Below are 10,776 nucleotides of genomic sequence, written 5' to 3' on the forward strand. Positions count from 1 at the left end.
TAGCGGATCGGCCTGCTGCCGTCGTCAGGGTGACTGAGGGGCAGGTTTGGCTCATCCGTTCGAGGATGACATCAACAGAAAGGAATATTGACAGATGCAATCAGTGATTTCACAACGCGTGGCACAGATCCGCCAGTGGCTGGAAGCAGAACAGCTTGATGCCCTGGTGATCCCGCATGAAGACGAATACCTGGGTGAATACATCCCTGAACATAACGAGCGCCTGCTGTGGGCAACCGGCTTCACCGGTTCAGCCGGAGCCGCTGTTATCGGCCGCGACAAGGCAGCGATGTTTGTGGATGGCCGCTATGTCGTCCAGGTTCGTAAACAAGTGCCGGGCGACGTGTTTGAATACCGGCATCTGATCGAAGAACCGCCAATGCAGTGGGTGGCAGACCACTTTGCTGCCGGCAGCAAAATTGCCGTCGACCCGCGCCTGCACAGCGGCGCCTGGCTGAAACGTACCCAGCAGTCGCTGGACAGCAGCCTGGAGCTGGTGCTGCTGAACACCAACCCGATTGATACCCTGTGGCAGGACCGCCCGGCGCCGACGCTGTCTGACGCCAGACTGATGGGGCTGGATTTTGTCGGCCAGCACAGCAGCGAAAAACGCGCAAACATTGCCGCCAGCCTGCAAAAACAAAAAGCCGATGCCGTCCTGCTCACCCAGCTCGACAGCATTGCCTGGCTGCTGAACATTCGCGGCAGCGACGTGCAGTGCCTGCCGGTCCTGCTGTCGACCGCTATCCTGCACAATGACGGCAGCGTCGATTTCTTTATTGATGAATCCCGTCTGCCTGTTGAATTTGCAGCGCATGTGGGTGAAGGTGTCCGCATTCAGGCGCCGGAAACCCTGGAACACCGCCTGAAAGCCCTGAATGGTAAGCATGTGCTGCTTGACCCGGCCACCAGCAATGCCTGGGCCGGACAGACCCTGCGTGACGCCGGTGCTGTGATCCTTGAAGGTGCCGATCCGTGCATGCTGCCGAAAGCTGCCAAAAACCCGACCGAAGTGGCTGGCATGAAAGCCAGTCATATCCGTGATGGCGTGGCGGTGTCCAAGTTCCTGGCCTGGGTTGACCGTCAGGTCGCAGCCGGCAATCTGCTGGACGAAGCCACGCTGGCCGATCAGCTGTGGCAGTTCCGGATTGAAGATCCAAGCTGCACCGATGTCAGCTTCGACACCATTTCCGCAGCCGGTGGCAACGCTGCCATGTGTCACTACAACCACAACAACCAGCCGGAGCCGGGCGTCCTGCAAATGGACAACGTCTATCTGGTAGATTCAGGCGGTCAGTACCCAGACGGCACAACCGACATCACCCGCACCATCGCAGTCGGTAATCCGGGCGATGAAGTGAAACAAACCTTCACGCTGGTGCTGAAAGGTCACATTGCCCTGGCCAGTGCCCGTTTCCCGCGCGGCACGACAGGCTCACAGCTGGATGCTCTGGCACGTCAGCACCTGTGGGCACACGGTTTTGATTTCGACCACGGTACAGGCCATGGCGTCGGCCATTTCCTGAACGTACATGAAGGCCCGCAACGGATTTCGAAAGTCCCGAATCCAACCGCGCTGCTGCCGGGAATGGTGCTGTCGAATGAGCCGGGTTATTACCGTGCCGACGCCTTCGGCATCCGGATTGAAAACCTGGAGCTGGTTGTGGAAGTCCCAACCGAAGGGGATATGACCGTACTCGGTTTCGAATCGCTGACCCGTGCCCCGATTGATCGCCGTCTGGTGGATCTCAGCCTGATGACCGACAGCGAGCTGGCGTGGCTGAACACTTACCACCAAACCGTCTTCGACGTCATCAGCCCGTCCCTGCAGGGCGAGGATCTGACGTGGCTGAAACAGGCAACTGCGCCGCTCAGTCGCTAAAAACATCCCTGATTTAGCTCCCAAAAGTCCGGTCAGTACGCCGGACTTTTTTCTGCCTGCCAGCCGGAGCACAACGGTCATGTATCTCCGTGACCCAGCACAAAACTGTCCCTATTGACTGTTTTCACATCTGATGAATATCGCTAGCATGCCTGATGAAACAATAATCAATTATATTCATAAGGTTATATCATGAAAAAACAACTGCTTCTGTCACTTCCTTTTTTGTCTTTTGCCGCTCTGGCCAACACCAATCCACATTTAGAAACCTACAAACAGTCCGTAAATCAGACGATTTATAAAGGCCAGCGGGTGAACATTCCGGTCAAATTCAACCTGCCTGCCGACCGCCACCATCTGGTCACACTGGGATATGATAATAATCAGCCCAATGCCATGGACTGTAAGATCGAAATTTACAACGGTGCGAACCAGCGCCTGCATAATCTGGACTGCCGTGCGGGCTGGGGAGAGCACAAATTCGCCACCCCGATCGTGTACTGGCAGGACAATTACCGTGCGGTGATCTCTGTGTACAATGCCGACTTTACCAAACCCAGCCAGCGCTTTGACGGGAATTTCCGGTTTAACTACGGCGAAAGCACGAGCATCAATAACGACCATCTGCCAACCTGGTGGAAAAAAACTTATGAGGTGGTCGGGCTTGATGCCAATACCGATTACGACGGCGATGGCTTCAGCCTGATTCAGGAGTATTTCGGCAACAGTAAACCGAACGATGCCACCAGCTACCCGGATCACGATCCTGTGATTGATTTTGATGAGCAAATCTCTGCCGGTACCTCACTCTATGCCAGCTTTGGGACGCCAGTGACCAAATGGGTGGAAATTACGCCGTACAACAACAAGAAAGTGAAATCGCTGGAACTGGTTGTCAACACAACCGCCAATGCCCGTAATCAGTCTGTGGTTGCGTTCATCTATAACGAAAATAACGAACGGGTTTATCCGAGCTACCTGAAATACCCTTCAGGCACACTCTCTGTCTCTTTTGATGAACCGGTCGATGTTCAGAAACTGAAAATTGAGCTGACAGCCAGACATTATTCATCCAACATCAATGCCCGTTACGACGCCAAGGTCAACGCCGTCTTTACGGAATAATTGTTTCATCTCATCAAAAAGGGCTGATGGTTTTCATCAGCCCTTTCATTTTCTCTGCAGCTTACGCTAAGCAATCAGCCGGAATAAGCCGGGTGCCAGTCTTTCCAGACAACCTCAAAACCGTGCTGTTTCACCGCCTGCGCCACGTCACTGACCGCCCGCTCATCGCTGATCGCAAACTGCTCCAGCTCCGGCTCGTTATCGGCATAACCTCCCGGTTGCGTTTTGGATCCTGCCGACATGCTGGTGATCCCCAGCGGCAACACATTGTCGCGAAAATGCGGGGATTCCCGGGTCGACATGGACAGCTCAACCTCACTGTTGAACAGCCGGTATGCGCAGATCAGCTGCACCAGCTGGCGGTCACTCATCACGGATTTCGGCTCTAATCCGCCCGTACACGGACGCAGTCGCGGAAACGAAATCGAATAACGGGTCTGCCAGTAAGTCCGCTCCAGATAATCCAGATGGCTGGCGACAAAAAAACAGTCAGTCCGCCATTCTTCCAGACCAATCAGTGCGCCGATGCCGATTTTATCAATGCCGGCCCGCGCCAGTCGGTCCGGGGTTTCCAGCCGGTACACAAAGTCCATCTTATTGCCGCGTAAATGATGCTGGGCATAAGTCGGTGCACTGTAGGTTTCCTGATAAACCATCACCGCATCCAGCCCCAGCGTTTTCAGCTCGGCATACTCCGCCTGATCCAGCGGCTGGACTTCCATCGACAGGTAACTGAAGTGACGCTTGATTGCCGGAACACTCTGACGGAAATAATCCATCCCGACCTTACGTTCGTGCTCGCCGGTGACCAGCAGCACATTATCGAAATTCAGCGCTTTGATCGCCGCACATTCACGCTCAATCTCGTCCAGCGTCAGTGTCCTTCGCTTGATCTTATTCTCCATGGTAAAGCCGCAGTAAGTACAGCTGTTGGCACAGAGATTCGACAGATACAAAGGCACGTAAAATCCGATCGTCCGGCCAAAACGCTGCCGCGTCAGAGCCGCCGACTGCTGTGCCATTTGCTCCAGATAAGCCTCGGCAGCCGGGGAAATCAAAGCTTTGAAGTCTTCAAGATCCCGCTTGCGTTTGCTGAGTGCACGCTCAACATCCGCCGCCGTTTTACTGTAAATCGACAGCCGGACATCATCCCAGTCCAGCTGACGCCAGACATCCGCATAACTCATGCCGCCTCCTTAAATGCTGGCATCCAGAAACGCCGTCAGCGGGCTGGATGCAACAGCCTGGCTGACTGTCCCGGCCAGACCGGCTTCATAAGCCATCCGTCCGCTTTCGACCGCCAGTTTGAATGCCCGGCCCATGGCCACCGGATCAGCCGCCGCAGCAATCGCGGTATTGACCAGCACCGCATCCGCGCCCCGCTCCATAGCTTCCGCCGCATGAGACGGCGCGCCAATCCCGGCATCCACAATCACCGGCACCCGTGCCTGATCGATAATGATGTCGAGGAAATCCCGTGAGGCCAGCCCTTTATTGGAGCCAATCGGCGCACCCAGCGGCATGACCGCCGCGCAACCGACTTCTTCCAACCGCTTACAGAGCACCGGATCGGCATGACAGTAAGGCAGCACAATAAAGCCCTGTTTGACCAGCGCTTCTGCGGCAATCAGCGTTTCAATCGGATCCGGCATTAAATATTTCGGATCCGGGTGAATTTCCAGTTTCAGCCAGTGAGTGCCCAGCGCTTCACGGGCCAGCTGCGCGGCAAAGATCGCTTCCTTCGCATTTTTCGCGCCGGAGGTATTCGGCAGCAGGTTCACCCCAGCGGCACGCAGCGGCGCCAGGATGTCATCGTCCCTGTTTTCAATGTCGACCCGTTTGAGTGCCATGGTCACCAGTTCCGAACCGGAAGCCAGAATGGACTGCGCCATCACATCCCGGCCGGCATACTTGCCGGTACCGGTAAACAGACGGGATGAAAACGTTTTATCTGCAATCGTCAGCATCTCAACCTCCTGCAATAGCTTGAAACAGGGCGATCGCGTCGCCATCGCTGAGCACGGTGTCTCCCCAGCAATCACGACTGACAATCGACTGATTGAGCGCCACTGCGGTGGCATCCAGCGGCATTGCCAGTTGCTCCAGCAGCGCTCGTAGCGAGGTTTCTGCCGCCAGCTGCATGGTTTTATCGTTCACCTGAACGTTAATCATGGTCATAAAGATTCCTTACTGCATACAGGGCATTGCGGATTCATAGGCAGAGCAAACTGCTGCCATTGCAGGGTGAGGCCGTCAAACTGGCGGAACTGACCCTTGCCAGATTCGCCACTGCCGGTGATCGCCTTGATAGCCTGCAAGGCCTGGAAGGTCCCCATGATCCCGACGACGGGACCGGCAATCCCGGACTCGCTGCAATTTTGCGGTGCCTGCATGTCACCGTGCGGAAACAGGCAGTGATAGCAAGGCCCCTGCTGCGCCCGGAAATCAAAGTTCATCAGTTGCCCCTGCCAGCGGATCGCCGCCCCGGAGATCAGCTGCTTGCCGTGTTCGAAACAGGCCTGATTGATGGCATGGCGGCTGGCAAAATTGTCGGTGCAATCGAGCACCACATCCGCAAGGCTAATTTCCATCGCCAGCTGTAACTTAGCCAGATTGGCGGTCACGGCCCGGGCCCGGATGTGCGGATTGAGTGCCTTCACCTGCGCGACTGCGGCCTGAGCCTTGCTCTCGCCCTGATTGTCATCGCGGTAGATGATCTGGCGTTGCAGGTTGGAACGCTCCACCCGATCGCCGTCCGCAATCACCAGACTGCCCACACCGGCACCGGCCAGATACAACGCCGCGGGCGCTCCCAGACCACCGGCACCGATGATCAGCACCTTGGCCTGTTGCAGGGCCAGCTGACCCTGCTCACCAATTTCCGGCAACTGCACCTGACGGTGATAGCGTAAAAAAGATTCGTCAGTCAGCATGGCTTACCTCACCAGCTTTTCAGCGAAAGCGGCCAGAGCCTGCTCCGTGTCCGGTGCAGCCGTCACGGCCCGCACCACGGCGACACAGGACACGCCGGTCTGCCAGACGTCCGCCACATTGCTCAGGTCAATTCCGCCGATAGCCACCGTCGGATAACGGCCCGCCACGGTCGCCAGATGTTCCTTCAGCTGTGCGACCCCTTGCGGCGGGGTTGGCATGTCCTTGGTTGGCGTCGGGAAGATGTGGCCGATTGCCACATAGCTCGGCGCAATCGCCAGGCCGCGCTGCAACTCAGCCGACGTCCGGGTAGAAACACCCAGCCGGATACTGGCATGACGCAAGGCATCCAGATCGGCGGCATCCAGATCTTCCTGTCCCAGATGCACCCCGTAAGCGCCGTGTTTCAGCGCCAGCTGCCAGTAGTCATTGATAAACACCTGAGCGTTGTGCACACGGCCCAGCCGGATGGCTTCGATGATTTGTGTTTCCAGTTCTGGATGTGCCGGATCTTTCATCCGCAGCTGAACCGTTTTCACGCCCAGCGGCAGCAGCCGGGCAATCCAGTGAACATCATCGACGACAGGATAGAGCGGCCCGATGCCGCCCTCCATTCCCGGAAATGTCAGTTGTTGCGCCCCACTCATGCCTGATCTGCCTCATGGGTTTTCGCCTGATGATATAGCTCGCTGCCTTTTTCCCGGAATTCGGCCGATTTCTGGCGCATGCCTTCCAGCGGATCCTCCAGTAACTGGATCACCTGAGCCTCATTCTGTGCTTTCGCATAATCCCGCACTTCCTGAGAAATCTTCATCGAACAGAATTTAGGTCCACACATTGAACAGAAGTGCGCAATCTTGCCGGATTCCTGCGGCAGGGTTTCATCGTGGAATGCACGGGCAGTATCCGGGTCCAGACCCAGATTGAACTGGTCTTCCCAGCGGAATTCAAAACGGGCCTTTGACAATGCATTGTCTCGGACCTGCGCCCCCGGGTGTCCTTTGGCCAAATCAGCCGCGTGAGCACAGAGTTTGTAGGTAATCAGGCCAGTCTTCACGTCATCTTTATTCGGCAGGCCAAGGTGTTCTTTCGGCGTCACGTAACACAGCATGGCACAGCCATACCAGCCAATCATCGCGGCACCAATTCCGGAGGTGATATGGTCATAACCCGGGGCAATATCGGTCGTCAGCGGGCCTAAGGTATAGAACGGAGCTTCATGGCAGTGCTTGAGCTGCTCTTCCATGTTTTCCTTGATCATATGCATCGGCACATGCCCCGGTCCTTCAATCATCACCTGTACATCATATTCCCAGGCGATCTGAGTCAGCTCTCCCAGTGTACGCAGTTCGCTGAACTGGGCTTCGTCATTGGCATCCGCGACTGAACCCGGACGCAAGCCATCGCCAAGCGACAGCGCGATATCGTATTTTGCGCAGATCTCGCAAATCTCGCGAAAGTGCTCATACAGGAAGCTTTCCTTGTGATGTGCCAGACACCATTTCGCCATGATAGAACCGCCACGGGAAACAATACCCGTCACGCGCTTGGCCGTCATCGGGACATAGCGCAGCAACACACCGGCGTGAATCGTAAAGTAGTCAACGCCCTGTTCCGCCTGCTCCAGCAAGGTGTCACGGAACACGTCCCAATTGAGGTTCTCAGCAATGCCGTTCACCTTCTCCAGCGCCTGATACATTGGTACGGTTCCAATCGGCACCGGACTGTTACGGATGATCCACTCACGGGTCTCGTGAATGTTCCGACCGGTTGACAGGTCCATCACGGTATCGCCGCCCCAGCGGGTCGACCACACCAGTTTTTCTACTTCTTCCTCAATCGAGGAACTGACCGCCGAATTCCCGATATTGGCATTCACCTTCACCAGAAAATTACGACCGATAATCATCGGCTCAGATTCCGGGTGGTTGATGTTGGACGGGATAATAGCGCGGCCTTCAGCCACCTCTTTTCGCACAAATTCAGGGGTAATGTCTTTGGGCAGGTTGGCGCCGAAGCTTTGTCCCGGATGCTGCTGGTTCAGCACTTCATCACGGTAACGGGCGCGGCCCATGTTTTCACGGAGCGCGATATATTCCATCTCCGGCGTGATGATCCCCTTGCGGGCGTAGTGCATCTGAGTCACGCACTGGCCTGGCTTAGCCCGGCGGACACGGGCACGGAGCGCAAAACGCAGCTCATCTAAGGTGTCATCAGCCAGACGCTCTTTGGTATAGGCAGAACTCAGCTCATCCAACAGCTCAGTATCATTCCGCTCTTCAATCCAGTTTTCACGCAGCTTTGGCAGACCACTGTAGATATCAATCGTCTGTTCCGGATCGGTATAAAAGCCAGAGGTATCGTAGACTCGTACCGGTTCGTTCGGCTCAAAAATCGGGTTATTTTTATCCCCGCCGACTAAGGAGTCAGCCTGAGCAATCTCACGCATGCCGACACGGATATCATCCCGGCTGCCGGTGACATAGATTTTTCGGGAATTCGGGTAGGCTTGGGTAGTGAGTGAATCAATAAATTGTTTCGCTTCCAGTCTCGCTTGCTTGCGACTCGACATAGCAATTTCCTTTCATCTGATATTTCTGGGAAGTTGCTTGACGGATGGGCGCGTAAACAAGAGGCGGACACAAGTAGGGCGTGTCGCATCGTCTGATACAGCAGCTGTACACGACAGGTACAGCTAGGCAGAAGATTTTCTCTTGTTCCCTTCGCAGATACTAATCTGATCAGGTTCAACGGATCCCGCAATGCGGTCTCAGCCAGTTGGCACTCCGACAAGTTTCAGCTAACGAGTATAAGAAAGGTGTATCCCGACAGCAAGCGGTCTTTACTGAATTTCAGGAATCAGTAAAAACCGTCACGCATCAGCGACAAATCAGCACATCGCACTTTAAATGCAGATCCAATTCACGACGGACATCTTCTCGCAACCAGTGCAGATCCGTTTTGGCATGGCCGACAATCACTAAGTCTGCATGTATTTTTGCTGCCAGTTCAATAAGATGTTTTGCAACATCACCATCATAGAGATGCATCGCGCGCACAGGCTGCGGAGAATGGGTGGCTAATTCAGACAACTGCGCCATTCGCCTGAGCTCCTGATCGTCATGGGCTTCTTTCAGTTGCAGCTCAATATCCAAAAAACTCAGATTACCGACCCCGGGCTCGACATATGCCAGGTGTAGGTCTGCATTGTTATGGCTTGCCACGACCCCGGCTTTCACGACCAACTGCTGTGCCCGTTGATCATCTGGATTGAGTGCCAGCAAGACCGTTTTATAAAGCTTCATCACCACCTCAATTCACGAACGCTTGCAATACAACACCATATAGCACATTGTTTTGTGAATTACCTTAGTGACTGTCTCAACAGAGAGTTCATTTCATGGTATTAGTATCTGGTTTGACTGACAGAGACCAGCGTACAAATGAATCAACTCATCGTTTTAAGCTATGTTGCCTTTGGCGGAGCCTTTGGCGCATGTGCCCGTTATCTGATAGCCGAGCTGTCTGTTGTCCTGTTTGGACGCGGCTTCCCTTATGGGACCCTCGCCGTTAATGTCATCGGTTCATTTGTCATGGGACTGCTGATGTCAGCCCTGAATCAGGGAATGATTGAAGCCTCACCATGGCGTCAGATTCTCGGATTGGGCTTTCTCGGCGCCCTCACGACATTTTCAACCTTCTCCATGGATAACGTCGTCCTGCTTCAGCACGGCGAGTACGCCAAGATGACACTGAACCTGCTCTTAAATGTATTCCTGAGTATTTCTGCCTGCTTTATTGGCTATCAGCTGATGATGAGAAGCTAAGACTGACGTGAGAGTTTAGATTGGTACCAGCCTCATCATAGATGAGGCTTTTTTTCGATTTGGGCTCGAATAAATTCAGCATTCTGAGGATGTAATGCCGTACGGTATCGCGTTAGATAAACGCTGAAAACGAAAAAGCTCCCGCATTTCTGCGAGAGCTTAAAAGAGATGGCAGGGGTGGAGAGATTCGAACTCCCAACACGCGGATTTGGAATCCGCTGCTCTGCCAATTGGAGCTACACCCCTGTCGTGTGGTAAGTATTGTATATAGACTGATGATAATTACCAGCCCTGAATGTCGAAATTTATCAATTTGATGCTCAACCGCCTACTAAAACATCGATCATCAAACTCAACAGGTTTACGTGGCCGATTGGTGCAGTATTCCCTCGCCAGACAACAACATTCCAGCTGATCCTAGTTAAGAACCAAAACACGATATCAGACGTGTAGACAGTGTGTCACCAGCGTTTTAGAAGATGAATACACCCTATCTCAAATCACTACAGGAATCACTACAGGTGCTCCTGGGATGCGCTTTAGCGCAGAGTTCCAGTAGTTCTTCTGTGGACTTCAACTTTCATCCCATGGGGCACATCTGTAGTTATGTCTTAAGTTTTAAAACAACGGGCAGAGAGAGGGAAAGATTCATCCTGCCAATAGGCGGATATCCAACTGTCAGAAATCAAATCACGAATAGCAAATAGCAAAAAAAAAGTCATGACTGACTGGGTTTCTTTAAGAAGTAGCGGACAGCTGGAATCGCATTCGACCGGGAGGCGTCCGGCCGAAGGACGGATATCAAATCCCCAACGTAAAAAAGCCCCAGTCTTTCGACGGGGACGCCTAGTCTGAGGCTTATCGTCAGTGAGAAATTATCAGAACCCTGAATAGCAAAAAACCCAGCCATTGCTGACTGGGTTTCTCTAAGAAGTGGCGGAGCGGACGGGACTCGAACCCGCGACCCCCGGCGTGACAGGCCGGTATTCTAACCAACTGAACTACCGCTCC

At 54.2% G+C, this 10,776-nt stretch carries 10 protein-coding genes, 2 tRNA genes and 1 riboswitch; of the genes, 3 read left to right on the forward strand and 9 right to left on the reverse strand.

Going from position 1 to position 10,776, the window contains the following annotated elements:
* Window positions 1-94 precede the first annotated feature (94 nt).
* Both ACYP03_RS18500 and ACYP03_RS18505 read left to right on the forward strand, forming a co-directional pair.
* The gene (locus ACYP03_RS18500; protein ID WP_330961618.1) at window positions 95-1,882 is read left to right on the forward strand and encodes an aminopeptidase P family protein; all 1,788 of its coding nucleotides are present in this window, start codon (window positions 95-97) and stop codon (window positions 1,880-1,882) included.
* Between the two features lie 192 nt (window positions 1,883-2,074).
* Complete coding sequence (locus ACYP03_RS18505) at window positions 2,075-3,007, forward strand: hypothetical protein (RefSeq protein ID WP_459781541.1); 933 nt, start codon at window positions 2,075-2,077, stop codon at window positions 3,005-3,007.
* Between the two features lie 74 nt (window positions 3,008-3,081).
* On the opposite strand, the gene thiH is transcribed toward ACYP03_RS18505, so the two are convergent.
* The 7 genes from thiH to ACYP03_RS18540 form a co-directional block, all read right to left on the reverse strand.
* Entirely contained in the window at window positions 3,082-4,194 is a 1,113-nt protein-coding gene (thiH, locus tag ACYP03_RS18510) for a 2-iminoacetate synthase ThiH (RefSeq protein ID WP_459781542.1), read from the reverse strand.
* Between the two features lie 9 nt (window positions 4,195-4,203).
* Window positions 4,204-4,974: a thiazole synthase gene (locus ACYP03_RS18515; RefSeq protein ID WP_330961615.1), complete on the reverse strand. Its 771-nt coding sequence runs from the start codon at window positions 4,972-4,974 to the stop codon at window positions 4,204-4,206.
* A gap of 1 nt (window position 4,975) precedes the next feature.
* On the reverse strand, window positions 4,976-5,185 hold the full coding sequence (gene thiS / locus ACYP03_RS18520; RefSeq protein WP_459781545.1) for a sulfur carrier protein ThiS: 210 nt from the start codon (window positions 5,183-5,185) through the stop codon (window positions 4,976-4,978).
* On the reverse strand, window positions 5,182-5,940 hold the full coding sequence (locus tag ACYP03_RS18525; protein ID WP_459781547.1) for a HesA/MoeB/ThiF family protein: 759 nt from the start codon (window positions 5,938-5,940) through the stop codon (window positions 5,182-5,184). The genes thiS and ACYP03_RS18525 overlap by 4 nt, the downstream gene beginning before the upstream one ends.
* 3 nt (window positions 5,941-5,943) lie before the next feature.
* Complete coding sequence (gene thiE / locus ACYP03_RS18530) at window positions 5,944-6,585, reverse strand: thiamine phosphate synthase (RefSeq protein WP_248144614.1); 642 nt, start codon at window positions 6,583-6,585, stop codon at window positions 5,944-5,946.
* A complete protein-coding gene (gene thiC, locus ACYP03_RS18535) occupies window positions 6,582-8,510 on the reverse strand; it encodes a phosphomethylpyrimidine synthase ThiC (protein ID WP_248144613.1) in 1,929 nt (642 codons plus the stop codon). The genes thiE and thiC overlap by 4 nt, the downstream gene beginning before the upstream one ends.
* Window positions 8,511-8,639: 129 nt before the next feature.
* A riboswitch (TPP riboswitch) is annotated at window positions 8,640-8,737 on the reverse strand.
* 80 nt (window positions 8,738-8,817) lie between these two features.
* On the reverse strand, window positions 8,818-9,243 hold the full coding sequence (locus ACYP03_RS18540; protein WP_459781549.1) for a universal stress protein: 426 nt from the start codon (window positions 9,241-9,243) through the stop codon (window positions 8,818-8,820).
* Window positions 9,244-9,381: 138 nt separating this feature from the next.
* Here ACYP03_RS18540 and crcB point away from each other — a divergent pair, with 138 nt between their 5' ends.
* Window positions 9,382-9,765, forward strand: coding sequence for a fluoride efflux transporter CrcB (gene crcB / locus ACYP03_RS18545; RefSeq protein WP_459781551.1), 384 nt, complete (start codon window positions 9,382-9,384; stop codon window positions 9,763-9,765).
* Window positions 9,766-9,934: 169 nt separating this feature from the next.
* Here crcB and ACYP03_RS18550 read toward each other — a convergent pair.
* Both ACYP03_RS18550 and ACYP03_RS18555 read right to left on the reverse strand, forming a co-directional pair.
* A tRNA-Trp gene (locus ACYP03_RS18550) sits at window positions 9,935-10,011 on the reverse strand.
* A 688-nt stretch (window positions 10,012-10,699) separates the two neighbouring features.
* Window positions 10,700-10,776, reverse strand: a tRNA-Asp gene (locus ACYP03_RS18555).

The sequence above is a fragment of the Photobacterium sp. R1 genome, from assembly GCF_054600795.1.